The sequence below is a fragment of the Hylemonella gracilis genome (genome assembly GCF_004328645.1).
In the GTDB taxonomy this organism is placed as follows: domain Bacteria; phylum Pseudomonadota; class Gammaproteobacteria; order Burkholderiales; family Burkholderiaceae_C; genus Hylemonella; species Hylemonella gracilis_B.
Genome location: NZ_CP031395.1, coordinates 2,919,009 through 2,943,721, shown reverse-complemented (window position 1 = coordinate 2,943,721; position 24,713 = coordinate 2,919,009). Strand labels below are relative to the sequence as shown.

The window sequence follows — 24,713 nt, the reverse complement described above, 5'->3', positions numbered from 1 at the left end:
AGCGCTTTGTGACGGGGGCGTCACCTTGCAACACGATGTAAGTAAGGTGTGCAATTGGTCGCGATCCGGCCTGCGCCTGCAGCCGTTGCCTTGGCCCAACGCGTCCGTTCAGCGGCCGCGGCTCGGCGCCAGCACGCGTCGCACATCCAGGGCCCGGGCCAGTTTGTGCGGCAGGGGCAGAGGCTCGGCGTGCAACTGCGCCGCCAGCAACTCGGCGCACAACACCGCGAAGCTCAGGCCGCGTGAGCCCAGGGCGGTCAGCAGGGCGAGGCTGCCAGGGGTGGCCGATGCGCGAGGGTCGGTGACGGGCCCCTCGAGGCCATCAAGCCGTCCGATCAGACCGACCAGGGGCCGGCGGTCCCGCGAAGCGCAGCGGATCTGGCTCCAGGCCCGTACTGCTTTGCGCGTGAAGGTGGGCGTCAGCCATTGGGCAACGTCGGGTTGCAACAGCCGCAGTTTGTCGAGGTTGGCGGCGTGGCCTTCAGCCAGGGCGATCGCCGAGGGGCGGGGGTCGGTTTCGCCGCGCTCGTAGGTGGAACCGCAGAACCAGGCCGCGCCCGCGCCCAGCGGGACCGTGGGAATGAAATGGCCGTTGCCGTTGACCGGCCCGAGGGGCCAGAGTGCTTCGGGTGCATCGCGTGGCCCAGTCGCGTGCATGGCCCAACTGATTTGCCCGCGTACCGGGCTCAGGGGCAGCGGCGAGGATGGGGGCAGGTGGACGTCCAGCAGCGCCGCGCTGGCACAGGCCGCGGCGACCACCACCAGCTCGGCTTGCGCGAGCTCCCGGCCCTCTGCGTCCAGCACCTGCCAGACCCCGTTCGGGCCGGCGTGCCGCAGGCTGGCAGCGGCGGTCTGGCCGCGCACCTGCACGCCCGGCTGCGCCAGCCACGCCGCGACCAGACGCGCAGGTTTCATCCAGCCCGCTTGCACATGGTCCATCGGCGCCGCATGCCCCAGGTCACGCACGCCGCTGAGCAACCAATCCTGTCCCGCCCGCAGCCGCCCTTGCCGCGTCAAGTCCTCGGCCGTCTGCACCGCGTGGCGTATGCCCGCGCGCGTGAGGCGCGACAAGAGGTTGTCGTCCGGCGAGGCATGGGGTGCGAAGAGGCCCACCGGCAGATCCGACGCGCGAGCGGCGGAGCTGCCCTCAAAGTTCCGCAGATTCGACCCCTGGGCGGCGGAGCTGCCCTCAGCCTCGTCCCCAAGGTCTGGGGGTGGCGCCGCGTCCAGCACCGTCACCCGCCAGCCCCGGCGCGCCAGGCTCGCGGCCGTCGCTGCGCCGGCCAGGCCGGCGCCGATCACGATGCAGCGCCCGGGCTCACGGTCTACCGGGGGAAGGGCGCGGGTCGGCTCCCAGCGGGGTTCGTACACCGCGCGGATGCTCTCGCGCTTGGGGGGCAGGCCCGGCACTTTGTCGACCTGCCATCCGTTCTGCACCAGGGCGCGTCGCACCGCGCCATTGGCGGTCCAACTGGCCAGCGTGGCGCCGCGCCGCGCCAGGGTGCTGAGTTCGCGCAAGGTGTCGGGCGACCACATGTCGGGGTTGGCATGCGGGTCGAAGCCATCGAGGAAGACGCTGTCGATACTGTGCGGCAGGGTGGGGCGCAGTTCGCGCAGCATGGGGCGCACATCGCCCAGGCACAGGGTGAGCAGCACGCGCCCATCATCGAAGCTCAGCCGCTGCACCGGGCAAGACGTGCCGGGTTCCAGCCTTCGCCATTGCGTGGCCAGTTCCTCGGCCAGCGGGGCCAGTTCCGGCCAGGGCGCGGCACCTCGCGCGAGGTCTTCAGCCGCGACCGGGAAGGCCTCGATGGAGACGAAATGCAGCAAGCGTGGGCGTGCCGTTGCGCGCCGCCAGGCTTGCCAGGTGGCCAGAAAATTCAGCCCCAGTCCGAAACCGGTTTCAAGAATGCGCCACTGGCGCCGACCGGCCCAGGTGCTGGTGCAGGTGCTTCCAGCCTGTTCCGTGGTTTTTTCTTCGGCTGGCTCTGCCACGGGCTCCGCCAGCGCACAGCCGCCCAGGAAGATGCGCCGCGCCTGTGCCAGTCCGTCCGCCTTGGTGCGGTAGACATCGTTGAAGCGCGCGCTGAAGGGAGTGTCGTCGCGCCAGGAGATGGGTTCGCTCATCGTATGCGAGCGCCTCGATCCACGCCGTGCCTCTGCCTGCGAGGCGGGACGTCGCGCTGTTCAGGCGCTGGGCGGCACGTAGCCCTGGGCCTGCTCCGCGCCACCGCCGAAGAAGTGGTTCTCCATCTGGCGCGCGAGGTACTGGCGCGCGCGCGCGTCGGCCAGATTCAGGCGGTTTTCGTTGACCAGCATGGTCTGGTGCTTGAGCCAGGCCGCCCAGGCTTCCTTGCTGACACTTTCCCAGATGCGCTTGCCCAGTTCGCCGGGATAGGGCGGGAAGTCCAGTCCTTCGGCTTCCTTGCCGAGCTTGATGCAGTTGACGGTGCGTGCCATGGCGGTGAATCTCTTGGAGGGTATCTATCGATGTTTGAGTAATAAGCAACTGAAATCTTAGTCGTTCCAGTTTGGGTCATGTCTCTCCAGAATGCCTTGCATCGCTTTTTTATCCATTGCAGCGATTCCAACTTAGAACCAAGGAACCCGACATGACGCAACGCCGCGACTTTATCAAGTTTCCCCTGCTGGCCGGTCTGCTGACCGCCTTCAGCCTTGCCGGCACCCCGGCTTTGGCGCAAGACGTCACCCTGCTCAACGTGAGCTATGACCCCACGCGCGAGCTCTACGTGGAGTTCAACGCCGCCTTCAACAAGTACTGGAAGGACAAGACCGGCCAGAACGTGACCATCAAGCAAAGCCACGGCGGCTCGGGCAAGCAGGCCCGCTCCATCATCGACGGCCTGGACGCCGACGTGGCCACGCTGGCCCTGGCCGGCGACACCGACGCGCTGGTCAAGAACGGCGGCTGGCTGGCGGCCGATTGGCAGAAGAAGCTGCCGCACAATTCCTCGCCCTACACCTCGACCATCGTGCTGGTGACGCGCCAGGGCAACCCCAAGGGCATCAAGGACTGGGACGACCTGGTCAAGCCCGGCGTGAGCGTGATCACGCCCAACCCCAAGACCTCCGGCGGCGCGCGCTGGAACTACCTCGCGGCCTGGGAATTCGCCAAGCGCAAGTACGGTGGCGAGGCCAAGGCCAAGGAATTCGTGCAGAAGCTGTACGCCAACGTGCCCGTGCTCGACACCGGCGCGCGCGGCTCCACCATCACCTTCGCCCAGCGCAACCAGGGTGACGTGCTGATCGCCTGGGAGAACGAGGCCTACCTGCTCGAGAAGGAATTCGGCACCAAGTTCGACGTGGTGGCACCCTCGATCTCCATCCTGGCCGAGCCCGCCGTCGCCGTGGTCGACAAGAACGTGGACAAGAAGGGCACGCGCAAGGTCGCGCAGGCCTACCTCGAGTACCTGTATTCCGAGGAAGGCCAGGACATCGCGGGCAAGAACTTCTACCGTCCCGCCGTTTCCAAGAAGGCCATCGACAAGTACGCCAAGCAGTTCCCCAAGCTCAACCTGTTCACCATCGACCAGGGCTTTGGCGGCTGGGCGAAGGCGGACAAGGACCACTTCGCCGACGGCGCGAGCTTCGACCAGATCTACGCCAAGAAGTGAACGTCGCCACGCCCGCCTCCAGCCAAACGGGACATCAGGGAGCATTCATGTCGGTCTTGTTGATTGCAGGCAGCCCGTCCGAGCGTTCCCGCTCCGCGGCGCTGCTGGACCGGGTGGGGCGTTTGCTGGCGGCCGGACGCGGCACGCTGGTCCATCGCCTGTCGGTCCGTGACCTGCCGCCGCAGGCCTTGGTGCAAGCCGATGTCGGCCATCCCGCAGTGCAAGACGCGGCACGGCGGGTGGCCGAAGCCCAGGCCATCGTGGTGGCCACCCCGGTCTACAAGGCGGCTTACAGCGGCGTGCTCAAGCTGCTGCTGGACCTGCTGCCCCAGACGGCGTTCAAGGGCAAGGTCGTGCTGCCCCTGGCCACGGGCGGTAGCCCGCACCACATGCTGGCGCTCGACTACGCCTTGCGGCCGGTGCTTCAATCCCTGGCGGCGCGCCACATCCTGCCGGGCGTCTACGCCACGGACGCCCAGGTGGCGCTCACGCCCGAGGAGGCCTACGTGATTCATCCCGACATCGAGGCCCGGCTGGGCGAAGCCGCGGCCACCCTCTACACCGAGGGGCTGCGCAGCGTGCCCGTCCCGCGCGCAACACGGGCTTCGAGGAGCCGATCGCGTTCGCGGACGTGCGATGTAGCGTCTGACGTCTCGCGCCGTCAGAACGGCGCATGCCCCGGCCTGGCGTTTGTGCCTGCGCTTCGTTTCTTTCGCCGGGCGCCTTCTCCTTTTCTTCGTGCTGAACCGTTGACCGGGCGGCAGGGACCTGTGTTGCCCGCCGTTCGGCCATGCCGACCCACCTCGATCAAGTTGAACACCAGGATGACCACCATGACCCACCCGACCCCGCAAGGCAGCACCACCGCGGATGACCTGCCCTACGACCCCGCCCATCCCACGCCCTACCGCTGGGGGATCTGTTCTTCAGCGCCCTGGTGTCGGTCGCATTGATCGTCCTGATGCTGCTGCTGAACCTCTCCGTGATTTTTCCGGCTTCGGCGCAGGGCGCCCCGGTGGAACTGAGGATTGGCTTCCAGAAGTCCGCCAGCCTGCTGACCCTGCAAAAAGCCCAAGGCAGCCTGGAGAAAAAGCTCGCGCCGCTGAACGCCACCGTCAAATGGGTGGAATTCCCCGCCGGCCCTCAACTGCTGGAAGGCCTGAACGTGGGCGCCGTGGATGTGGGTTACGTGGGCGAGGCGCCGCCCGTCTTCGCTCAGGCCGCGGGCGCGAAGTTCGTCTATTTCGGCCATGACCCGGCTTCGCCCGAGGCCGAGGCCATCCTCGTGCCCAAGGATTCGCCCATCAGCAACGTGAGCGACCTCAAGGGGCGCAAGGTGGTCCTCAACAAAGGCAGCAATGTGCACTACCTGCTGGTCAAGGCGCTGGAGAAGAACGGCCTGAAGCTGTCCGACGTGCAGGTGGTCTACCTGGCGCCGGCCGACGCGCGCGCTGCCTTCGAGCGCGGCGCGGTGGACGCCTGGGTCATCTGGGACCCCTTCGCTGCGGCGGCGGAGCAATCCATCGGCGCGCGCATCCTGGCCAATGGCAAGGGCGTGGTCAACAACTACGCCTTCTACCTGGCCGAGGCGGGGTTCGTTCAGAAGCACCCGAAGATCGTCCAGGCCCTGTTCGAGGACTCGGTGGAGAAGGGGGCCTGGATCAAGAAGAACCTGCGCGCCGCCGCCGAGTTGGTCGCGCCGCTGCAGGGCTTGCCCGTCGCGGTGGTGGAGACCGCGCTGACGCGCTACGAATTCAATGTGCGGCCCATCACGCCCGCCGTGGCCGCCGACCAGCAGAAGATCGCCGACACCTTCTTCGAGCTGAAGCTGATCCCCAAGGCCATCCAGATCAGCGACGCCGTGGCTTTCCAGGCGAAATGATCCGGCGACACCTGATCTCGTCCTCACCTGGATCGGCCCCATGAGCACTTCCGCTTTCGACATTCCCGCCTTCCCCGCCGGTGCCGCGCGCGTGCTGCAGACCTCGGCGCGGGCGTGGGGTTTGACGTGGCCGCTGCCTCAGCCTGCGGGGTCCGTTCATGCGCCCATGTCGCGACAGACCGGGACCACGAGCACTTGGGCCCGGCATCCGGTCCGGTCGCCGGTGGCGCGTCCGTCGCGCCGCGCCTTGCGCTTCGCCTTTGCCATCTGAGATTCCAATCGACAAGAGGTCCCTCATGAAAGTCTTCTGGTTCATCCCCACCCACGGCGACAGCCGTTACCTTGGCACGGGCGAAGGCGCGCGCCAGGTGGACCACGCCTACCTCACGCAGGTGGCGCAGGCGGCCGACCGCCTGGGCTACGAGGGGGTGCTCATCCCCACGGGCCGGTCCTGCGAGGACCCCTGGGTCGTGGCCGCGAGCCTCTTGCCCGTGACCCAGCGCCTCAAGTTCCTCGTGGCCGTGCGGCCCGGCCTGCACCAGCCCGCGCTGGCGGCGCGCATGGCCGCGACCTTCGACCGGCTCTCCGGCGGCCGGCTACTGGTCAACCTCGTGACGGGGGGCGACCAAGCCGAGCTGGAAGGCGATGGGGTGTTCCTCGACCACGCGGCACGCTACGAGCAGAGCGCCGAGTTCATCCGCATCTGGCGCGAGATCATCGCCCGCAGTCACGACACCCAGGCCCAGGCCTTCGATTACGAGGGCAAGCACCTGAGCGTCAAGGGCGCGAAGCTGCTGTTTCCGCCCTTGCAGCAGCCCTACCCGCCGATCTATTTCGGCGGCTCGTCCGAGGCCGCGCACGACCTGGCTGCCGAGCAGGTGGACACCTACCTGACCTGGGGCGAGCCGCCCGCCGAGGTGGCGAAGAAGGTGGCCGACGTGAAGGCGCGTGCATCCAAGCGCAATCGCACCGTGAAGTTCGGCATCCGCCTGCACGTCATCGTGCGCGAGACGGAAGCCGCTGCCTGGGCCGCCGCGGACGATCTGATCAGTCGCCTGGACGACGGCATCGTGGCCAAGGCGCAGGCCGCCTTCGCCAAGATGGATTCGGAAGGCCAGCGCCGCATGGCCGCGCTGCACCAGGGAGGCAAGAAGCGCGACCGCGCCTCGCTCGAAATCAGCCCCAACCTCTGGGCCGGCGTGGGCCTGGTGCGCGGCGGTGCGGGCACGGCCCTGGTAGGCAGTCCGCAACAGGTGGCTGCGCGCATCGAGGAATACGCGGCGCTGGGCTTGGACACCTTCGTGCTTTCGGGCTATCCGCATTTGGAGGAAGCCTATCGCTTCGCGGAACTGGTGTTCCCGCTGCTCTCGCTGGACACGCAGCGGCGCCTGGGTGAGGCGGCGAACCAGCCGCTGCCCGGACAGAAGCTGAGTGGCCCGTTCGGCGAGGTCGTCGCCAACATCGATGCGCCCGCGCGCGTCGCCGCGCAATGAGGCCCGGTGCCCCGAACTGCTGGAGAGGATGAAACGATGAGTGTCCCCGCGCATGAATTGCAAGTGACGCCGCTGCCGGACTTGAGCCAGGAGCCTGGTGCGCCTGTCGGTGCGCTGTTGCGCGGTCTGGCCCTGGCCGTCTGGTTGCGCCTGCTGCCCTGGCTGGTGCCGATCGCGCTGATCGTCGCCTGGCAACTCGCCTCGACTCAGGGCTGGCTGTCCACCCGCGTTCTGCCCGCTCCCGTGGACGTGGCCATCGCGGCCTGGAATCTCACGGCCTCGGGCGAGCTCTGGACCCATGTCAAGGTCAGCGCGGGTCGTGCCCTGGCCGGCCTGGCCATTGGCGGTGGCCTGGGGCTGGTGCTGGGCCTGCTGACGGGCACGTCGCGCTGGCTGGAGACGCTGCTCGATTCCAGCTTCCAGATGCTGCGCAACATTCCCGCGCTGGCAATGATTCCGCTGGTCATCCTCTGGTTCGGCATTGACGAGAGTGCCAAGCTGTTCCTGATCGCCATCTCGGTCTTCTTCCCGATCTACCTCAACACCTTCCACGGCATCCGCAGCGTGGATCCGGGCCTGATCGAGATGGGCCGCACCTATGGCCTGAACCGCTGGCAGCTCTACCGCCAGATCATCCTGCCGGGCGCGCTGTCGTCCATCCTGGTCGGCCTGCGGTTCTCGCTGGGCCTGATGTGGGTGATCCTGATCGTGGCCGAGACCATCTCCGCCCAGTCGGGCATCGGCTACCTGACCATGAACGCACGCGAGTTCCTGCAGACCGACATCGTGCTCGTGGGCATCCTGCTCTACGCCTTGCTGGGCAAGCTGGCCGACGTGCTCGCGCGAGGTCTTGAGCATTGGTGGTTGCGTTGGCACCCCGGATATAGCAAATGAAACACCCCGAAGCGCCTGCGGCGCCTCCCCCTCAAGGGGGCGCTCCCAGCGGCCTGGCAAAGCCAGTTCCGCGGGAGCCCTGGAAGGGACTGCGCTGCTCTGGTCTTTGGTTTGAACTTTCATCAACGGAGTCTTTATGTCTCATGTATTCAATCGGCGGACCGTGCTGGGGTCGATGACCGCGCTTGGTTCGTTGTACGCCGCGGCGCCCTTGCTCGCGCAGACCACCAAGACCATCCGCATCGGTTACCAGAAATCTTCCACGCTGATTTCGGTGCTCAAGCTGCAGGGCACGTTGGAGAAGCAGCTCGCGCCCTTGGGCTTTCAACCGAGCTGGCACGAGTTCACCAGCGGCCTGCCGCTGCTGGAGGCCTTGAACCTGGACAACATCGATTTCAGCGCTGACGTGGCCGACACCGTGCCCGTGTTCGCGCAGGCCGCGGGCGCGCAGCTGACCTTCGTGGCGCAGGAAGCGCCGTCGCCTTCGGCCCAGGCCATCCTGGTGCCTAAGGACTCGCCCATCCGCGGTCTGACCGACCTCAAGGGCAAGAACGTTGGTTTCGCCAAGGCGGCGGGCGTGCACTACCTGCTGATCACCGCGCTGGCCAAGGTCGGTCTTTCCCTGGCCGATATCAACGCCCGTTACCTGACGCCGGCCGACGGGCGCGCCGCCTTCGAGAAGGGTGCGATCGATGCCTGGGTGGTGTGGGACCCGTTCCTGTCGGCCGCCCGCATTCAGTCCGGCGCGCGCGTGCTGGCCGATGGCGATGGGCTGGCGTCCTACCAGCGTTATTACCTGGCGAGCACGCGTTTCGCCGAGGCCAGCCCCAAGGTGCTGGACGTGGTCTACGCCGAGCTTGAGAAGGCCGGACTGTGGGTCAAGCGTCAGCCCAAGGAGGCTGCGGCCTTGCTGGGTCCCTTCTGGGGACTGGACCCCACGATCGTCGAACAGGCCAATGGCAACCGCAGTTATGCCGTGCGCGCCGTCACGTCTGAGCGCCTGGTCGAGCAGCAGAAGATCGCCGACGCCTTCCTGGCCGAGAAATTGCTGCCCAAGCCGGTGGATGCGCTGAACGCGCCACTGTTCAAGCCATCCACGGCGGCCCGTGCCGCGCGAGGGTCAGCGACATGAATACCTTCGTCCCGAAGTCCGCCTTGCCGCAAGGTGAGGCACAGTCCGAACGCGTGGCCAGGGGCGTGCGGCTCGAGGCGCATCGCCTGGGCAAGCGGTATGGCGAGCGCGAGGTGCTGCGCCAATTGCAACTGCGCATCGAGCCCGGCGAGTTCGTCGCGATCGTGGGGCGCAGCGGCTGCGGCAAGAGCACGCTGTTGCGCCTGGTCGCGGGGCTGGAAGCGCGCGATGGGGGCGAGCTGCGCCTGGATGGCCAGGCCATCCAGGGTCTGAACGACAACACCCGCATCATGTTCCAGGACGCGCGCCTGCTGCCCTGGAAGCGTGTGCTGGACAACGTGGCCCTGGGCTTGCTCCAGGGCGAGCGGGGCCGCGCCGCTGAGGTGCTGGCCCAGGTCGGCTTGGGCGAGCGCCTGGGAGACTGGCCCGCGCGCCTGTCCGGTGGACAGCGCCAGCGCGTGGCCCTGGCGCGCGCGCTGGTGCACAACCCGCGCCTGCTACTGCTCGACGAACCCCTGGGCGCCCTGGATGCGCTGACGCGCATCGAGATGCACGCATTGATCGAGGGCTTGTGGCTGCGCAATGGCTTCACGGCCTTGCTGGTCACGCACGACGTGCAGGAGGCCGTGGCCCTGGCCGACCGCGTGATCCTGATCGAGGACGGGCGCATCGCGCTCGACGAGCGCGTGCCCCTGCCGCGTCCCCGCGAGCGCGGCGCCGCGGCGTTCGCCGCGCTGGAAAACCGCATCCTGACCCGCGTGCTGCAGCAGACCGACAAAACCGCCGCGCACGAGACCGATCCGCCGGGCTGGCCCGGCGGGACCGGGGGCATCCCGGGCGGCATACCCGCCACCGGCCTGCGCTGGGCCATCTGATTTTTTCTTTTTTCACCAGGAGTCATCACCATGTCCATTCAAGCCATCAATGTCCGCAACCAGTTCCGCGGCAAGGTCAAGGAAATCATCCGCGGCGACGTGCTGTCGGAAATCGACGTCGAGACACCCTGGGGCATCGTGACCTCGGTGATCACCACGCGCTCAGTCAATGACCTGAACCTGCGTCCAGGCAGCGAGGTCGTTGCGCTGGTCAAGGCCACCGAAGTGTCGTTGGCGAAGATCTGAGGGCGCGGGACCCGGCGCATGCGGGTTCTTGAAGGCGCATCGGCGCTGCCGCCGAATCCGGAATGAAAAAGTGTTTGGCTTCACGCCAGACTTTTTCGATACTCGGGGCAGCCAGTTCAGGAGACTTGCACATGACGAATAAACTGCTTTTCGGATCGGCCTTGTTGCTGGCCCTCGGTCTCGGCACACATGCCGCCGCCCAGGGCATCGATGCCCAGGCCCGGGTCTGGGCCGCCAGCTGCGCGGCCTGTCATGGCACCAACGGGGCGGGGGGACCCACGCCAGGAGCGATTCCGGTCATCGCGGGCCAGGACCGGGCCGTGCTGCTGCGAAAGCTGCTGGCGTACAAGAAGGGCGAGCTGCAGGCCACGGTGATGCACCAGCACGCCAAGGGCTACAGCGATGACGAACTCGAACGCCTGGCGGCTTTCTTCGCCGCCCAGAAGCCTTGACCCGCCCGCCCCGAACCCCGGAGACACGCACCATGAACAATCTGCAACGCAGAACTTTCCTGCGCACCGTCGCGGCCGGCGCGGGCGCCGGCGCCTTGACCACCCTGGCTGGGTGCGCCACCCCCATCGGTAGGGCGCGTCAGCGCGTGGTGGTGATCGGCGGAGGTTACGGCGGCGCGACGGCGGCCAAGTACCTGCGCTTGTGGACGAAGGGAACGGCGCAAGAACTTGAGGTGGTGCTGGTCGAGCGCGAGGCCACCTTCATCTCCTGCCCGCTGTCCAACCTCGTGCTGGGCGGCTACGAGACCCTCGAGAACCTGACCACGAGCTACGACACGCTGCAGCGCAAGCACGGTGTGCGCGTGGTGCGTGACGAAGCCACGGCCATCGACGTGGCCAAGAAGGAAGTGCGGCTGGCCCATGGAGACACATTGAAGTACGACCGCCTCATTGTCTCGCCGGGCATCGATTTCCTCTACAACCAGACGCCGGGGCTGGAAAGCGCCGAGGCGCAGGCCAGGGTGCTGCATGCGTGGAAGGCGGGTGCGCAGACGGTGGCCCTGCGCAGGCAGCTCGAGGCCCTGGACAACGGCGGTGCCTATGTGCTGCACATCCCCAAGGCGCCGTTCCGCTGCCCGCCCGGACCTTATGAACGCGTCTCGCAGGTCGCGTCCTACTTCAAGGCGCACAAGCCGCGCTCCAAGGTCATCGTGCTGGACGCCAATCCGGACATCGTCTCCAAGAAGGGTCTCTTCCTCAAGGCCTGGAACGAGTTGTACCCGGGCCTGGTCGAGTACCGGGCGAGCAACGAGCTGGTGCGCGTGGATGCCGCCAGCCTGTCCATCGAGACCAGCTTCGACACCGTGCGCGCGGGCGTGCTCAACGTGGTGCCGCCTCAGCAGGCGGGTCGCATCGCACAGCAGGCCCAACTGCTCAACGTGGGTGGACGCTGGGCGGGGGTGGACTTCCGCAGCTTCGAATCCACCGTCGCGCCGGGCGTGCACGTGCTGGGTGACGCCACGGCCTCGGCGCCGGGCATGCCCAAGTCCGGTTTCATGGCCAACAACCACGGCAAGGTCGCGGCGGACGCGGTGATCGCGTTGCTGCAGGGCCGCGAGGTCAACCCCGAGCCCATCCTCGCCAACACCTGCTACAGCTTCGTCTCCGAGACCGAGGTGGTGCACGTGGCCTCGGTCCACAAATGGAGCGCGGAGCAGAAGACCGTGGTGGCGGTGCCCGGTGCCGGCGGGCTGTCGCCGGCCGCCAATGGGCTGGAAGGGCAGTACGCCAAGTCCTGGGCGCGCAACATCTGGGCCGACGCGCTGCTCTGAGCCGCGGGCAGCGCCGCTGCCTCCGGCAGGCCGCGGCGCCTGAGTTTGGTGGCGTTTAGATGTTGTGGCCATAAGCAAGCAACGATTCATTCGTTCCCAGCGCGATCCTTCTTGGCTAGAGTCCATGCGCCATGGACATCAAGCAATCTCTGGAAGAACAACTCGCGCTGCTGTGTGCCAGCCTGGCGGCGACTGCCGTCGAACGTGATCGCCGGGGTGGCCACGCCGCCGCCGAGCGCGCCCTGTTGCGCGACAGCGGCCTGTTGACCCTGGCCGTGCCCGCGAAGTTCGGCGGGCAGGGCGAGCGCTGGCCCGTCATCCTGCGCGCCATCCGCCGCATCGCGGCGGTGGACAGTTCGCTGGCCCACCTCTTCGCCTTTCAGCACCTTCAAGTGGCCAGCCTGTCCTTCTTTGGCAGCGAGGCGCAGCAACAGGAATGGCTGACGCGCACCGTGCGCGAGCGCTGGTTCTGGGGCAATGCGAACAACCCGGCCGACAAGCGCGTCACGGCGGTGGAATTCGACGAAGGTCTGGTGCTCAATGGCGTCAAGAGCTTCTGCTCGGGCGCGGTGGGGGCCGACGTGCTGCTGGTCTCGGCCCACCTGGAATGCGGTCGGCTGATCGCGGCGACCGTGCCCACGGACCGCGAGGGTTTGCAGATCCAGGGCGACTGGAATGCCATCGGGCAGCGTCAGACGGACAGCGGCAACGTGGTCTTCGAGGACGTGCTGGTCTACCCCGAGGAGGTGCTGAACCCCGGCCCGGGCAGCAGTGCCTGGGCCTCGCTGCGCTCCACACTCTCTCAATCCATGCTGGTCAACATCTACCTCGGCATCGCCGAGGGCGCGCACCAGGCCGCGCGGGACCACACCCGCCAGTGGCGCCGGCCCTGGGTGCTGTCCAACGTAGAGCAGGCCACCCAGGACCCGTACCTGCTGGAGAAGTTTGGCGAATTCTGGGTGCAGCTCAAGGCCGCCGAAGCCCTGGCCGAACAGGTGGCGCAACAGGTCGAGGCGGCCTGGCAGCGTGGCCTGGCGCTCACGGCCGAGGAGCGTGGCGCCGTCTCGGTCGCGGTGGCCACGGCCAAGGTGGTGGCGGCGCGCGCCGCCCTGGACATCGGCAGCCGCCTGTTCGAGGTGGCGGGCACATCCTCGCTGCACGCGCCCCTGGGCCACGACCGTTTCTGGCGCAACGCCCGCACCCATACCCTGCACGACCCGATCGAGTACAAGCTGCGCGATCTTGGCAACTGGGCGCTGAACGACGTCTTGCCTCCGCCGTCCGCCTACACCTGAAGGCGTGCCGGCCGAGGGCAGGGTGTCGATCGTCTTTATGCCGAATTGGCCATATGCATCTGACGATCTTTTCGTTCCCTTGGCGGCCGATTGTTTTCAGAATGCAGGCACCCCATCAAGGATGCACATGACTCAGCGATTGCTTGAAGCACAGAACGACGGTTCGGGCGCGGATGGGCCCGTGTCGCCGTGGTCGCGCGCGCTGCTGGGCGTGGCGCTGGCCGCCTTGCTGCTGGTGACGCATGCGCTGCCGCACCTGATCTGACAGGCGCTGCCGTGCACCCCCTGCGGCCCTGGATCATTCCGGCGGCACATGGATTGGGGAGGCTGTCCGCAGGGCGCGTTGAAGCTCAGTGGCTGCGGATGTCCGCGATGAACTGGCGCGCGCGCGGGTGTTCCGGTTGGGTGAAGAAGGCCTCCGGCGTGGCGCGTTCCAGCACCCGGCCGGCGTCCATGAAAAGCACGCGGTCGGCCACCTCGCGGGCAAACCCCATTTCGTGCGTGACGACCACCATGGTCATGCCATCCCGCGCCAGGTCTTTCATGACCTGCAGCACCTCGCCCACCATCTCAGGGTCGAGTGCGCTGGTGGGCTCGTCGAACAGCATCAGCGGCGGCTGCATGGCCAGCGCGCGGGCGATGGCCACGCGCTGCTGCTGCCCGCCCGAGAGCTGCGCCGGCAGCGCGTCGGCCTTGTGGGCCAGTCCGACGCGGTCCAGCAGGGCGAGCGCGCGCTCGCGGGCCTCGGTCTTCGTGGTCCGCTTGAGATAGACCGGTGCCAGAGTGCAGTTTTCCAGCGCCGTGAGGTGTGGGAACAGGTTGAACTGTTGGAACACGAAACCGATGCGCGAGCGGAAGGCGTTGAGGTCGAGGCCCTTGCGGTGGATGTCCTCGCTGTCCAGCGTGATGCGCCCGCTGTCGATCGGCTCCAGCCGGTTCAGGGTGCGGATCAGCGTCGACTTGCCCGAGCCCGAGGGGCCGCAGACCACGACGATTTCGCCCTGGGTCACGGTCTCGTTGATGTCGACCAGGGCGTGGTAGTCATGGCGCGGGCCATACCATTTGTTGACGTTCTCGAAGGTGATCATGCGGTGGCGGGGACGGAAGGTTGCGGGGTGGGCCGTGCCTTGCGTTCCAGCCGGCGTTCCATCCAGTAGGCGAAACGCGAGAGGCTGAAGCAGAGCACGAAATAGCTCAGGCCCAGGATCAGGTAGAGCTGTACCGGGTAGATGAAGACCTGGGTGTTGATCTGCGAGGTGATGAAGGACACCTCGTTCAGGCCGATGATGTAGCCCAGCGAGGTTTCCTTGATGGTCATCACGAACTGACTGACCAGCGACGGCAGCATGTTGCGCAGGGCCTGCGGCAGGATGACCCCGCGCATGGCCTGCAGCCAGGACAGGCCGAGCGATCGCGCGCTTTCCATCTGGCCGCGCGGCAGGCCCTGGATGCCCGCGCGCACCACTTCCGCCAGGTAAGCACCGTTGAACAGCGCCAGCGCGATCAGCATGGTGGTGAACTGGTCCGTCTTCGCACCCGTCACGCTGGGCAGGAAGAAATAGGCCCAGAACACCACCATCAGCAGCGGCGTGCCGCGCACCACGTAGACCAGAGCGGTCACGGGCCAGCGCAGGGCGCGCCAGGGGCTCACCCGCGCCAGGCCCAGCGCCAGGCCCGCGGGCAGGGCGGCGAGCAGGCCGGCGGCGGACAGCAGCAGGGTGAGGGCGAGCCCGCCCAGCGGGCCTTCGGGGTACTGGCCGACGAGGAAATAGAGCCAGTAGTTGTCGATGACTTCAAGAAAGGTCATGGGCTGTCCTCACAGCGAGCGCGGCGGATAACGGCGGGCGAACCAGGCGGCCAGGGCGCCGATGGCCAGCGAGACCGTCAGGTAGCACACGGTCGCGAAGGCGAAGGCCTCGAAGCTGCGGAAGGTCTCGGTCTCGACCTTGGCGGCGGCGTACATCAGCTCGGCCGTGCCGATCACGGTGGCCAGGCTGCTGTTCTTCCAGAGGTTGAGCGTCTGCGACAGCAGGGGCGGCGTGGCGATGCGCAGGGCCTGCGGCAGCACCACGAGGCGCATGGTGGGCAGGAAACCCAGGCCCAGGGCCCGGCTCGCCTCGAATTGCACGGCGGGCACGGAGCGGATGCCGCTGCGCAGGTCCTCGCCCATGAAGGCCGCTGCGTAGAGCGTGAGTGCGACCACGGCGGCGATGGCCTCGAAGTTGTGGTCGTAGAGCCAGGCGCGGAAATCTTCGGGCAGCAGTTCCGGTGCGGCGAAGTACCAGAACAGCAGATGGGCCAGGGGCGGGATGTTGCGTTGCACCTCGACGCAGAGCCAGCCGATGGCGCGCAATGGCGCCCAGGGGGACAGGCGCACGAGGGCCAGGGCGGCCGCGAGCGGCAGGGCCAACATCAGCGAGATGGCCAGCAGCAGCAGCGACATACCCAGGCCAGCCAGCAGCATCTCATGGTAGGGGCCGGCCAGCAGCAGGGAGAAATCGAAGGAGGGCATGGGGGGATTGTCCGGGAACGTAAAAACGGCCCGCCTGGGGGCGGGCCGTCGTGTTGGCCGATGCAGGAGCGGCCGGACCGGAAATCAGCCGTCCACCTTGTCGGACTCGATCTTCCAGGTGCGCTTGCCGAACTTGAGCTTGCTGCCCTGGCCGTACCACTTCTCGTAGAGCTTGTCGGCCGCGCCCGAGCTTTCAAGTTCGCGCAGGGTCTGGTCCACCACGGCCTTGAGCGCCGTTTCGCCCTTCTTGATGCCGATGGCCAGGGGCTCGACGTTCAGGTTTTCAGGCAGCACGACGTAGTCCTTGCCCTTGGGGCCAAGCTTGAGCACGTCGCTGTAGAGCGAGGACTCGTCGTTGATGTAGGCGACGCCCTTGCCCTGCTGCAGGGCCAGGAAGGCCTGCTGCGTCGATTCGAAGGTCACCACGTCGGCGGTGGGCACGACGCGCTTGAGGTTGGGCTCCTGCGTGCCGCCCTTGACGGTCACCACTTTCTTGCCGCCGAGCTGATGCACGCTGGTGATGCCGCTTTTTTTCGCGACGACCACCTTGGAGCCGGTGACGAAGTGGGTCAGGCCGAAGTCGATCAGGGCCTCGCGTTCTTTGTTGTGGGTGAGCGACGCGGCCAGCAGATCCACGTGGCCCTGCTGCAGTTCGGGAATGCGGGCGGCCACGGCCACCTGCTTGAACTCGGCCTTGACGCCAATCTTCTGGGCGATGGCGTTGGCCAGGTCGACTTCGTAGCCGATGTACTGACGGGTCTTGGGGTCGACGAAACTGTTGGGTTCATCGATGCCCAGGATGCCGAAGACGAGCACGCCCTTTTTCTTGATGTCGGCGAGCTGGTCGGCATGGGCCGTGGCGGCGCCCAGGCTCAGGATCGTCGCGAAGGCCGAGGCGATCAGCGTGTTGAAAGTGCGCTTGCGCATGAGAGTCAGACTCCAAAAGATGATTGGTTCGGTGTTCTTCGCCGCAGGGCGGCATGACGCCGTGGGGAAAATCATAGGCAGAAACATGCACGGTGTGAACCAATGCTTTTTCATATCCATATGCCAAAACGAAGGCATGGCGTCGCGGCCTCGGGAAGCTCGCCGTCGCGGCGATGTTCCGCCCACAGATCACCCTGCTGCTGGTGGCGCATGCGCAACCGCGTCTCATCTGAGCTGGACGGCGGAACGGAATTGACCCGGGGTGATGGCGTAGGCATCACGGAATACGCGGGACAGGTGGCTGGCGTTGCCGAAGCCCGAGGCCTGCGCCACGTCGGCCAGATCGCTCCGGCCGGTGGCCAGCAGGCCGCGCGCGTGGGCCAGACGCCGGGCGCGCACCCAGGCGTGTGGTGATTCGCCGAATGAGGCCTGGAACATGCGGGCGAAATGGTAGGTGGACAGCGTGGCCACGCCGGCCAGCTCGTCCAGGCTCAACGGATCGGCCAGGTGGGCGTCGATGTAGTCCCGGACCCGCCGTCGCACCGCGGGGGCCAGGCCGCCACGCGCAGGCGGCGCGGCCTTGCGCTTCACTTCCTCGTGCAGCAGGTGGTGCAGCACGGTCTCCGCCGCGCTGCTGGCCGCCAGGCGGTCGGCGGGGGCCTGCCAATCGGCCTTGAGCAGGGTGCCGCAGGCGGCGGTCAGCGCATCGTCGTGGATGTAGGTGCGGTCGCGCAGTTCCAGCGCGCGCGGTTCGCAATCCAGCCGCAGCACGGCTTCGCGCGCCAGGCGCTCGGGCGCGATGTAAAGGTGCAGGAAACGCACCGTGTCGTTCATGCACCAGAGCGAGTGGTGTTCGGCGGGCAGCACGCAGAATTTGCCCGCGCCGCCATGCAAGGCATTGCCGACCCGGAAGGAGGTTTCACCGCCTTGCAGGTACAGCGACACGGTGTGGTGTCCGGGTTGGTCATAACCCAGCGTTTCGTGGCCGCTGCGCTGCCATTGCGAGATGGCGAGGCCTGCGCCGAGCGAGGTGGCGCGCGTCAGCGTCGCGGTGGAGCCCGACAGGGTGCGGAAAACCGAGAAGTCTGACGGTGCCGATGCGGTGGTGCCCATGGAGCCGTCATGCTAATGCGATCGGGCTGCCCAGCGCGGCCCCAGACCCGGAAAACCGCAAGAACCGGCAATCGTCGGCCGTTGGACGGGCGCACACTGGCCGCAGGAGTCTGTGCTTGTCATGGCTCTGGATTTCAAACCCTTATCTGACTCTGCCGAGCAACTCGAAGTGAATCTATTCCTGTATTTCCTGACGGTCTTCATCTGGGGCACGACCTGGATCGCCATCAAGCTGCAATTGGGGGTGGTGGCCATCCCGGTGTCCATTTTCTACCGCTTTGCCCTGGCGGGCCTCGTGCTGTTCGCCGTGCTGCTGCTGACCCGCAAGTTGCAGCCTCTGGACCGGCGCGGGCATGCGCTGTGCATGGGGCAGGGGCTGTGCCTGTTCTGCCTGAACTTCCTGTGCTTTTACACGGCCACCCAATGGATTCCGAGTGGCTTGGTGTCGGTCGTGTTCTCCGCCGCGACGTTGTGGAATGCCGTGAACGCGCGCCTGTGGTTTGGCACGCGGATCGCGCCGCGCGTCATGCTGGCGGGCCTGGTCGGCTTCTCCGGCCTCTTGCTCTTGTTCTGGCCGGAACTGGCGGGGCAGCAGGCCAGTCGCGAGACCTTGCTGGGCCTCGGGTTCGCGCTGCTGGGCACCTTCAGCTTTTCCACCGGCAATATGCTGTCATCGCTGCAGCAGCGCGCCGGCATCCGCCCCATGACCAGCAACGCCTACAGCATGCTCTATGGTGCTGCGGTGCTGCTGGCAGGGTGCATCGTGGCCGGCGTGCCCTTTGCCTTCGATTCCTCGACGACCTATGTGGGGGGCTTGCTGTACCTCGCAATCCCGGGTTCGGTGATCGGCTTCACGGCCTACCTGACCCTGGTGGGACGCATGGGACCGGCACGTGCCGCCTATTGCACCGTGCTGTTCCCGGTGGTCGCGCTCAGCGTGTCCACGGTGGCCGAGGGCTACCAGTGGACCCCGGTCGCGTTCCTTGGGCTGGCGCTGGTGATGTTTGGCAACCTGCTGGTCTTCAGCAAGTGGTCGCCTTTCACGCGCGCGGCGTCGGCCTGAGCCAGACCGTCCCGGACGGATGGAACGGGCCGGCCACGCTGGCCCGGGTGCCCATGGCCGATCGTCTAGACTGCATGCGCACTGGGCGTGGGTGCGGCGCGGGAGCGTCGGGCACCCCAGGCAGGCATCGGAGAGGCAGGACCGCGTTTCATGGATCACCCCACCCTGGAAGAGATCGTCACCGACACGCCGCAGGCCCGGGCCTGGCTGCGCACGGCCATTGCGCAGCGCGATGACCGCGAGGCCGCCAAGCTGTTGCGTGAGGCGGCACCCGAACTCACCAGCGCGCTCTTGCTGGAATTGCACCCGGGACGCTCGACCGCCATTCTGGAATTTTTCCCCGAGGACCATGCCGAGCGCGTGCGCGCGGCATCGCCCCCGATCCAGGTGCGTCAGTGGGCACGCAACCGTGCTTACGCCGAAGGCAGCGTGGGGCGCCTCATGGACCCGGTCTACGCCGTCTTTCCGCCGCAGCTCACCGTGGGCGAGACCATCGAGCGCCTGCGCGAGCTGATCAAGCAGGCCTTCATCACCTACGGTTTCATCGTGGACGAGGCGGGCCGGTTGCGGGGCGTGATCACCATGCGCGACCTGCTGTTCGCCGAACACGATCGCACCCTGGAGGCGGTGATGATTCCTTCCCCCTTCAGCCTGGACGCGCGCATGCCGCTGGCCGAGGCGATGAAGGCCGTGCTCAGTCGCCATTACCCCGTGTATCCGGTCTGCGACGGTGACGGTCGCCTGGTCGGGCTGGTGCGAGGCCAGGTGCTGTTCGAGGAGCAGAACTTCGAGATCAGCGCCCAGCCCGCCAGCATGGTCGGTGTCGAGGAAGAGCGCCTCACCACGCCCTGGCAGCGTTGCCTGAAGCTGCGCCATCCCTGGCTGCAGTTCAACCTGTTGACGGCCTTTCTGGCGGCGGCGGTGGTGGGTATTTTCCAGGAGACATTGAACCAATTGGTCATCCTGGCCTTGTTCCTGCCCGTGCTGGCTGGCCAGAGCGGCAACACGGGTTGCCAGGCACTCGCCGTGACTTTGCGCGGTCTGACCTTGGGCGAGGTGCGTCCGGGCCGCGAGCGCGCCCTGGTCGCCAAGGAAGCCTGGCTCGGTCTCTTGAATGGTCTGCTGGTGGGCCTGGTCAGCGCGGTCGGCATGTACGTCACGGCGGCGTCCCAACACAATCCGGCCGCGCTCTGGCTGGCCGTGGCCATCCTGCTGGCGATGATTGGCAGTTGCGTGGTCAGTGGCATTTCGGGGGCGATGATTCCGCTCACTTTGAAGCGCCTGGGCGCGGACCCGGCCACGGCGTCGAGCATCTTTCTGACCACCGCCACCGACGTCGCGAGCATGGGCTTGTTCCTCGGGCTGGCAACCGTGCTCATCCTGTGGTGAGCTGCGCTGGCCGGACGCGTAGAATCAAACCTTGTTGAGTTGGCTCGTATTCCGCGCGCCAGCCTCCGTGCACAGGCCGCCTCACGCGGCCTTTTGTGATCGCGCCGCGCCGCGTGGCCTGTCGTCTTGAATGGGGCTCTTTTCTGCCCGGCCCTGGCCGGACGCAAGACGCATCGCTTATGAACATATCCTTGCTGGTCCTGCTGGCCGTCGTGCTGCTCCTCGTGAATCTGGCCCTGCTGCTGGCCCTGTTGTTGCGCCGTGGCGACACGGGCGCGGGGCGGCAACTGACGCGCGAGCTGCGGCAGGACATTGGCGACTCCGCGCGCGGCACGCGCCAGGAGTTGCAGCAGACGCTGGCGACCTTTCAACAGACGCTGGTGCAGCAGTCGGCGACCGCCACGCGCATGCAGGACGCGCGCCTGGACGATTTCAGCCAGAAGATCGCGCTGTTCCAGAAGGAAGTGCGCGACACCCTGACGACGCAGCTGACCAACCTGAGCGAGATGAACGCGCGGCGCATCGGCGAGATGAACATGACGATGGAGGCCAAGCTGGCGCAGCTGCAGCAGAGCAACGCGGTCAAGCTTGACGAGATGCGCGCCACTGTCGACGAGAAACTGCACGCGACGCTGGAGCAGCGTCTGGGCGAGAGCTTCAAGCAGGTGGCCGAGCGGCTGGAGCTGGTGCACAAGGGCCTGGGTGAGATGCAGAGCCTGGCCGCGGGTGTGGGCGACCTGAAGCACCTGCTGACCAATGTGAAGACACGCGGCATGTTCGGCGAGGCCCAATTGGGCGCGCTGCTGGAACAGGTGTTTGTGCCTGATCAGTACGCGGCGCAGGTGGCGACCGTGCCCGGCAGCAAGAATCTGGTGGACTTCGCGATCAAGCTGCCGGGCAAAGGGGATGAGGGCGCGCCTTGCTGGCTGCCCATAGACGCCAAATTCCCGAACGAGGATTACGAGCGCTTGCTCGATGCGCAGCAGCGGGCCGACGCGGTGGCCGCCGAGTTGGCGGCCAAGGCGCTCGAGGCACGCATCCGGCTTGAAGCCAAAAGCATAGGCGACAAATACCTGGCGCCGCCGCACACGACAGACTTTGCGATTCTATTTTTGCCCACCGAGGGCCTTTACGCTGAAGTTCTGCGCCGCCCCGGCTTGATGGAGTCATTGCAGCGTGATCTGCGTGTGACATTGGCCGGACCGACAACGTTGCTGGCGATGCTGAGTTCCTTGCAGATGGGGTTTCGCACGCTGGCGCTGGAAAAGCGCAGCAGCGAGGTGTGGCAGGTGCTGGGCGCGGTCAAGACGGAGTTCAACCGTTTCGGCGACGTGTTGGACAAGACCAAGAAGAAGCTGGAAGAGGCCAGCAACACCATCGACGCGGCCCAGGTGCGCAGCCGCGCCATGGGGCGCGCACTGCGCCAGGTCGAAGCTCTGCCCGAGGCGCAAGCCAAGGCACTGTTGCCGCTGGACAAGGGCGCGGATGAGGAGTGAGCCCCGCTGCGCCAACGAGGTCGCGAGGACGGCCGCGCGGAAAGGGGATGCCTGAATGAACTGGCTCCTGGCACGCCTGATCCTGGGCCATATCTGCCTGCACGCCTGCATGGCGGGCCTGCGCATGGCCGCGCCGCTGCTGGCCTTGACGCAGGGCTACAGCCCGCTGGCGGTGGGCGTGCTGATGTCCTTGTTCGCCTTGACCCAGGTCTTTCTGGCCTTGCCGGCGGGGCGTTACGCCGACCGCCATGGCTTGCGTCGTCCCGTGGGTCTGGGCGTGGCGGCCGCGGTTGGCGGCGCCACGCTGGCTGCCATGTTTCCCGTCTTTCCGGTGCTGTGCCTGGCGGCCTTGTGCGCGGGTGGGGCCACGGGCGCCGCGTCCATCGCCTTGCAGCGACAGGTGGGGCGCAGCGCGCGCGACGCGGCCGAGCTCAAACGCATGTTCAGCTGGCTGTCCATTGGACCGGCATTCTCGAATTTTCTGGGACCGTTGCTGGCCGGCCTGCTGATCGACCATGCGGGTGTCTGGCTGGGCGGGCAGCCGGGTGATCTGCAGGGGTATCGGGCTGCCTTCCTGTTCGCTGCGCTGCTGCCTTTGGTGACTTGGCTGTGCGTGCGGCGCGCCCCGCAGCGGCGCGCAAGCGCTGCCCAGGCCTCGGGGTCACGCAAGGCCTGGGACCTGTTGCGCGAGCCCATGATGCGCCGTTTGATGGTGGTGAACTGGTTGCTCTCGGCCTGCTGGGACGTGCACACCTTTGTCATGCCGGTTCTGGGGCATGAGCGCGGTTTCAGCGCATCGACCATCGGCACCTTGCTGGGGGCCTTTGCGATCTCGGCGGCGGCGGTGCGCCTACTCATGCCCTGGGTGGCCGCGCGCCTGCGTGAGTGGGTGGTGATCGGTGGCGCCATGCTGGCCACCGCCGTGCTCTTCGGGGCTTACCCCTTCATGCCGGGCGCCTGGAGCATGGGGCTCTGCTCTGTGCTGCTGGGCCTGGTGCTGGGTTCGGTGCAGCCGCTCATCATGAGCACCTTGCATCAGATCACGCCCGAGGACCGGCACGGCGAGGCGCTGGGCCTGCGCTTGCTGACGCTCAATGCGTCCAGCGTCGCGATGCCGTTGATGTTCGGCAGCGTGGGCGCGGTGGTGGGGGTGTCCCTGGTGTTCTGGACCGTGGGCGCGGCGGTGGGCTGGGGCAGCCGCGCCGCCTGGGGCCTGAAGTCGCTCGCTCAGCCGCGTGGTGCGGTGTCGGACGTGTAGAAAGACTGGATCGCTTCCCAGGCCGCTTCCGGCGTGTCGACGATGCGGAACAGTTCCACGTCCTGGGGCGAGATCAGGCCTTCCTCGATCAGCAGATCGAAGTGGATGAGCCGTTTCCAGAAGGCGCTGTTGTAGAGCACGACGGGTACCCGCTCAGACTTGCCGGTCTGCACCAGCGTCAGCACCTCGAACAGCTCGTCCAGCGTGCCGAAGCCGCCGGGGAAGGCGACCAACGCCTTGGCGCGCATCATGAAGTGCATCTTGCGCAGCGCGAAGTAGTGGAACTTGAAGCTCAGGCTGGGCGAGATGTAGCGGTTGCCACTTTGCTCGTGCTGCAGCGTGATGTTCAGGCCGACGTTGAGCGCACCGGCCTCGTGCGCGCCGCGGTTGGCCGCTTCCATGATGCCGGGGCCGCCGCCGGTGCAGATGTAGAAACGCTCGTTTTGTGGCAAGCGCGCGCCGTGTTCGGCCGCCAGCTTGCCGAAACGCCGGGCGGCGTCGTAGTTGCGGGCGTTGCGCACATCACGTTCCGCGCGTTTCAGCGCTTCGGCGTCGCCGCTAAGTCTGGCCGCTTCCAGATTGGATTGGGCCTGTTCGGGTGAGGGGGTGCGGGCGCTGCCATAGACCACCACGGTGTGCTCGATGCCCTGTTCCTGCTGCTCCAGATCGGGTTTCATCAGCTCCAGCTGAAAGCGGATACCGCGTGTCTCGCGGCGCAGCAGGAATTCGGGATCGGCAAAGGCCAGCCGGTAGGCATCGGCGCCCAGCGGCAGGCCGGCATCGGCGTGGGCCTTGAGGTCGTCCCATGCGTCGGCCAAGGTGCGCGGGTTGAGGTCTCGGGCGTGTTTCAGCATGATTCGATTATCGAAAGACTCAAGAAAAAAGGCTCCTGCGAAGAGGAGCCTTGCCGGCCATTGTCGGCGATGACGTCGGTGCAGGCGCCAAAGTCATGCGCGCTTGCGGCTGAACGTGCTCAGACACGCTTGCGGTATTCACCCGTGCGGGTGTCGATTTCGATCTTGTCGCCCTGCGACACGAAGAGCGGAACCGGCACTTCAAAACCGGTGGCGATCTTGGCGGGCTTGAGCACCTTGCCCGAGGTGTCGCCCTTGACGGCGGGTTCGGTCCAGGTGATCTCGCGCACGACGCTGGTGGGCAGTTCGACCGAGATGGCCTTGCCGTCGTAGAACACCACTTCCACGGCCATGCCGTCTTCCAGGTAGTGCAGGGCGTCACCCATGTTCTCGGCTTCCACCTCGTACTGGTTGAATTCGGTGTCCATGCAGACGTACATCGGGTCGGCGAAGTAGGAGTAGGTGCATTCCTTCTTTTCCAGAATGACCTGGTCCATCTTGTCGTCGGCCTTGAACACGACTTCGGTGCCGAAGTTGGCGATCAGGCTTTTGAGCTTCATGCGCACGGTGGCGGCATTGCGGCCGCCGCGGGCGTATTCGGTCTTGAGCACGACCATCGGATCCTTGCCGTGCATGATGACGTTGCCGGCGCGGATTTCTTGAGCGATTTTCATGGTGTATGGGATTCCAGAGATGCGGAAAATGACTGGGCCGCTCCAAGACTTCCGGCGGCGTTCTGCAAAGCCCTTGATTTTAGCGTTTTTTGGCTCTTGGCCCAGCCAACCAGCTGCAGGAGCGGGTTCCTGGCGCTGAATTGGGTTCGGGCGTGCCCGCGCATGGCCTGCACAGCACAGTCGTCGCGTCAT

The 24,713-nt window shown here is 66.7% G+C and carries 25 protein-coding genes and 1 pseudogene; 17 read left to right on the top strand and 9 right to left on the bottom strand.

Annotation, left to right across the window (positions count from 1 at the left end; translation table 11 throughout):
* Positions 1-108 precede the first annotated feature (108 nt).
* Entirely contained in the window at positions 109-2,127 is a 2,019-nt protein-coding gene (gene mnmD, locus DW355_RS18405; RefSeq protein ID WP_131280885.1) for a tRNA (5-methylaminomethyl-2-thiouridine)(34)-methyltransferase MnmD, read from the bottom strand.
* A 60-nt stretch (positions 2,128-2,187) separates the two neighbouring features.
* Positions 2,188-2,460 carry an oxidative damage protection protein gene (locus tag DW355_RS13820; RefSeq protein ID WP_131280884.1) on the bottom strand — a complete coding sequence of 91 codons (273 nt, stop codon included), beginning with the start codon at positions 2,458-2,460 and terminating at the stop codon, positions 2,188-2,190.
* A 152-nt stretch (positions 2,461-2,612) separates the two neighbouring features.
* Here DW355_RS13820 and DW355_RS13815 point away from each other — a divergent pair, with 152 nt between their 5' ends.
* The 13 genes and pseudogenes from DW355_RS13815 to DW355_RS17820 all read left to right on the top strand — a co-directional run bounded on the left by DW355_RS13815 (position 2,613) and on the right by DW355_RS17820 (position 13,500).
* Positions 2,613-3,635, top strand: a complete 1,023-nt coding sequence (locus tag DW355_RS13815; RefSeq protein WP_131280883.1) for a sulfate ABC transporter substrate-binding protein — start codon at positions 2,613-2,615, stop codon at positions 3,633-3,635.
* Positions 3,636-3,682: 47 nt separating this feature from the next.
* Positions 3,683-4,284: pseudogene (ssuE, locus tag DW355_RS18165) on the top strand (NADPH-dependent FMN reductase).
* A gap of 312 nt (positions 4,285-4,596) precedes the next feature.
* Positions 4,597-5,517 (top strand): sulfonate ABC transporter substrate-binding protein, encoded by a 921-nt coding sequence (locus DW355_RS13805; protein WP_131282732.1) that lies wholly within the window; start codon positions 4,597-4,599, stop codon positions 5,515-5,517.
* A gap of 40 nt (positions 5,518-5,557) precedes the next feature.
* Entirely contained in the window at positions 5,558-5,788 is a 231-nt protein-coding gene (locus DW355_RS13800) for a hypothetical protein (RefSeq protein WP_131280881.1), read from the top strand.
* A 25-nt stretch (positions 5,789-5,813) separates the two neighbouring features.
* Complete coding sequence (gene ssuD, locus DW355_RS13795) at positions 5,814-7,010, top strand: FMNH2-dependent alkanesulfonate monooxygenase (RefSeq protein WP_131280879.1); 1,197 nt, start codon at positions 5,814-5,816, stop codon at positions 7,008-7,010.
* A gap of 36 nt (positions 7,011-7,046) precedes the next feature.
* Positions 7,047-7,904 (top strand): aliphatic sulfonate ABC transporter permease SsuC, encoded by an 858-nt coding sequence (gene ssuC, locus DW355_RS13790; RefSeq protein ID WP_131280878.1) that lies wholly within the window; start codon positions 7,047-7,049, stop codon positions 7,902-7,904.
* Positions 7,905-8,040: 136 nt separating this feature from the next.
* Complete coding sequence (locus DW355_RS13785; RefSeq protein WP_131280876.1) at positions 8,041-9,036, top strand: aliphatic sulfonate ABC transporter substrate-binding protein; 996 nt, start codon at positions 8,041-8,043, stop codon at positions 9,034-9,036.
* On the top strand, positions 9,033-9,911 hold the full coding sequence (locus DW355_RS13780; protein WP_242671162.1) for an ATP-binding cassette domain-containing protein: 879 nt from the start codon (positions 9,033-9,035) through the stop codon (positions 9,909-9,911). Before DW355_RS13785 ends, DW355_RS13780 begins: the two co-directional genes overlap by 4 nt.
* A 30-nt stretch (positions 9,912-9,941) precedes the next feature.
* Positions 9,942-10,157 (top strand): TOBE domain-containing protein, encoded by a 216-nt coding sequence (locus DW355_RS13775; protein WP_006296894.1) that lies wholly within the window; start codon positions 9,942-9,944, stop codon positions 10,155-10,157.
* 131 nt (positions 10,158-10,288) lie between these two features.
* The gene (locus DW355_RS13770) at positions 10,289-10,609 is read left to right on the top strand and encodes a c-type cytochrome (protein WP_131280874.1); all 321 of its coding nucleotides are present in this window, start codon (positions 10,289-10,291) and stop codon (positions 10,607-10,609) included.
* A gap of 41 nt (positions 10,610-10,650) precedes the next feature.
* Positions 10,651-11,940: an NAD(P)/FAD-dependent oxidoreductase gene (locus DW355_RS13765; RefSeq protein ID WP_431733238.1), complete on the top strand. Its 1,290-nt coding sequence runs from the start codon at positions 10,651-10,653 to the stop codon at positions 11,938-11,940.
* Positions 11,941-12,071: 131 nt separating this feature from the next.
* Complete coding sequence (locus DW355_RS13760) at positions 12,072-13,235, top strand: acyl-CoA dehydrogenase family protein (protein WP_131280870.1); 1,164 nt, start codon at positions 12,072-12,074, stop codon at positions 13,233-13,235.
* A gap of 127 nt (positions 13,236-13,362) precedes the next feature.
* The gene (locus DW355_RS17820; RefSeq protein WP_165493199.1) at positions 13,363-13,500 is read left to right on the top strand and encodes a hypothetical protein; all 138 of its coding nucleotides are present in this window, start codon (positions 13,363-13,365) and stop codon (positions 13,498-13,500) included.
* Between the two features lie 85 nt (positions 13,501-13,585).
* On the opposite strand, the gene DW355_RS13755 is transcribed toward DW355_RS17820, so the two are convergent.
* The 5 genes from DW355_RS13755 to DW355_RS13735 form a co-directional block, all read right to left on the bottom strand.
* Complete coding sequence (locus DW355_RS13755; RefSeq protein ID WP_131280869.1) at positions 13,586-14,323, bottom strand: amino acid ABC transporter ATP-binding protein; 738 nt, start codon at positions 14,321-14,323, stop codon at positions 13,586-13,588.
* Positions 14,320-15,042, bottom strand: coding sequence for an amino acid ABC transporter permease (locus DW355_RS13750; RefSeq protein ID WP_131280867.1), 723 nt, complete (start codon positions 15,040-15,042; stop codon positions 14,320-14,322). The genes DW355_RS13755 and DW355_RS13750 overlap by 4 nt, the downstream gene beginning before the upstream one ends.
* A gap of 9 nt (positions 15,043-15,051) precedes the next feature.
* Positions 15,052-15,747: an amino acid ABC transporter permease gene (locus DW355_RS13745; protein WP_131280866.1), complete on the bottom strand. Its 696-nt coding sequence runs from the start codon at positions 15,745-15,747 to the stop codon at positions 15,052-15,054.
* Positions 15,748-15,831: 84 nt separating this feature from the next.
* A complete protein-coding gene (locus DW355_RS13740) occupies positions 15,832-16,674 on the bottom strand; it encodes an ABC transporter substrate-binding protein (protein WP_131280864.1) in 843 nt (280 codons plus the stop codon).
* A 225-nt stretch (positions 16,675-16,899) separates the two neighbouring features.
* Positions 16,900-17,787: a helix-turn-helix domain-containing protein gene (locus DW355_RS13735; protein ID WP_131280862.1), complete on the bottom strand. Its 888-nt coding sequence runs from the start codon at positions 17,785-17,787 to the stop codon at positions 16,900-16,902.
* A gap of 169 nt (positions 17,788-17,956) precedes the next feature.
* Between DW355_RS13735 and DW355_RS13730 the strand changes: the two genes are divergently transcribed.
* The 4 genes from DW355_RS13730 (at position 17,957) to DW355_RS13715 (ending at position 22,993) form a co-directional block, all read left to right on the top strand.
* Complete coding sequence (locus DW355_RS13730; RefSeq protein ID WP_131282728.1) at positions 17,957-18,850, top strand: DMT family transporter; 894 nt, start codon at positions 17,957-17,959, stop codon at positions 18,848-18,850.
* A gap of 150 nt (positions 18,851-19,000) precedes the next feature.
* A complete protein-coding gene (locus DW355_RS13725) occupies positions 19,001-20,239 on the top strand; it encodes a magnesium transporter (RefSeq protein ID WP_131280861.1) in 1,239 nt (412 codons plus the stop codon).
* 179 nt (positions 20,240-20,418) lie between these two features.
* Positions 20,419-21,735 carry a DNA recombination protein RmuC gene (locus tag DW355_RS13720; RefSeq protein WP_131280859.1) on the top strand — a complete coding sequence of 439 codons (1,317 nt, stop codon included), beginning with the start codon at positions 20,419-20,421 and terminating at the stop codon, positions 21,733-21,735.
* Positions 21,736-21,790: 55 nt separating this feature from the next.
* The gene (locus DW355_RS13715) at positions 21,791-22,993 is read left to right on the top strand and encodes an MFS transporter (protein WP_131280857.1); all 1,203 of its coding nucleotides are present in this window, start codon (positions 21,791-21,793) and stop codon (positions 22,991-22,993) included.
* Here DW355_RS13715 and DW355_RS13710 read toward each other — a convergent pair.
* On the bottom strand, positions 22,963-23,847 hold the full coding sequence (locus tag DW355_RS13710) for a TIGR00730 family Rossman fold protein (RefSeq protein WP_131280856.1): 885 nt from the start codon (positions 23,845-23,847) through the stop codon (positions 22,963-22,965). The genes DW355_RS13715 and DW355_RS13710 overlap by 31 nt on opposite strands.
* Positions 23,848-23,966: 119 nt before the next feature.
* Positions 23,967-24,521, bottom strand: a complete 555-nt coding sequence (gene efp, locus DW355_RS13705) for an elongation factor P (RefSeq protein ID WP_131280854.1) — start codon at positions 24,519-24,521, stop codon at positions 23,967-23,969.
* Between the last annotated feature and the right edge of the window lie 192 nt (positions 24,522-24,713).

Bases quoted from the DNA above. Each gene is read 5' to 3' on its own strand.
- mnmD (WP_131280885.1), bottom strand. From the start codon at position 2,127: ATGAGCGAACCCATCTCCTGGCGCGACGACACTCCCTTCAGCGCGCGC.
- DW355_RS13820 (WP_131280884.1), bottom strand. From the start codon at position 2,460: ATGGCACGCACCGTCAACTGCATCAAGCTCGGCAAGGAAGCCGAAGGA.
- DW355_RS13815 (WP_131280883.1), top strand. From the start codon at position 2,613: ATGACGCAACGCCGCGACTTTATCAAGTTTCCCCTGCTGGCCGGTCTG.
- DW355_RS13805 (WP_131282732.1), top strand. From the start codon at position 4,597: ATGCTGCTGCTGAACCTCTCCGTGATTTTTCCGGCTTCGGCGCAGGGC.
- DW355_RS13800 (WP_131280881.1), top strand. From the start codon at position 5,558: ATGAGCACTTCCGCTTTCGACATTCCCGCCTTCCCCGCCGGTGCCGCG.
- ssuD (WP_131280879.1), top strand. From the start codon at position 5,814: ATGAAAGTCTTCTGGTTCATCCCCACCCACGGCGACAGCCGTTACCTT.
- ssuC (WP_131280878.1), top strand. From the start codon at position 7,047: ATGAGTGTCCCCGCGCATGAATTGCAAGTGACGCCGCTGCCGGACTTG.
- DW355_RS13785 (WP_131280876.1), top strand. From the start codon at position 8,041: ATGTCTCATGTATTCAATCGGCGGACCGTGCTGGGGTCGATGACCGCG.
- DW355_RS13780 (WP_242671162.1), top strand. From the start codon at position 9,033: ATGAATACCTTCGTCCCGAAGTCCGCCTTGCCGCAAGGTGAGGCACAG.
- DW355_RS13775 (WP_006296894.1), top strand. From the start codon at position 9,942: ATGTCCATTCAAGCCATCAATGTCCGCAACCAGTTCCGCGGCAAGGTC.
- DW355_RS13770 (WP_131280874.1), top strand. From the start codon at position 10,289: ATGACGAATAAACTGCTTTTCGGATCGGCCTTGTTGCTGGCCCTCGGT.
- DW355_RS13760 (WP_131280870.1), top strand. From the start codon at position 12,072: ATGGACATCAAGCAATCTCTGGAAGAACAACTCGCGCTGCTGTGTGCC.
- DW355_RS17820 (WP_165493199.1), top strand. From the start codon at position 13,363: ATGACTCAGCGATTGCTTGAAGCACAGAACGACGGTTCGGGCGCGGAT.
- DW355_RS13755 (WP_131280869.1), bottom strand. From the start codon at position 14,323: ATGATCACCTTCGAGAACGTCAACAAATGGTATGGCCCGCGCCATGAC.
- DW355_RS13750 (WP_131280867.1), bottom strand. From the start codon at position 15,042: ATGACCTTTCTTGAAGTCATCGACAACTACTGGCTCTATTTCCTCGTC.
- DW355_RS13745 (WP_131280866.1), bottom strand. From the start codon at position 15,747: ATGCCCTCCTTCGATTTCTCCCTGCTGCTGGCCGGCCCCTACCATGAG.
- DW355_RS13740 (WP_131280864.1), bottom strand. From the start codon at position 16,674: ATGCGCAAGCGCACTTTCAACACGCTGATCGCCTCGGCCTTCGCGACG.
- DW355_RS13735 (WP_131280862.1), bottom strand. From the start codon at position 17,787: ATGGGCACCACCGCATCGGCACCGTCAGACTTCTCGGTTTTCCGCACC.
- DW355_RS13725 (WP_131280861.1), top strand. From the start codon at position 19,001: ATGGATCACCCCACCCTGGAAGAGATCGTCACCGACACGCCGCAGGCC.
- DW355_RS13720 (WP_131280859.1), top strand. From the start codon at position 20,419: ATGAACATATCCTTGCTGGTCCTGCTGGCCGTCGTGCTGCTCCTCGTG.
- DW355_RS13715 (WP_131280857.1), top strand. From the start codon at position 21,791: ATGAACTGGCTCCTGGCACGCCTGATCCTGGGCCATATCTGCCTGCAC.
- DW355_RS13710 (WP_131280856.1), bottom strand. From the start codon at position 23,847: ATGCTGAAACACGCCCGAGACCTCAACCCGCGCACCTTGGCCGACGCA.
- efp (WP_131280854.1), bottom strand. From the start codon at position 24,521: ATGAAAATCGCTCAAGAAATCCGCGCCGGCAACGTCATCATGCACGGC.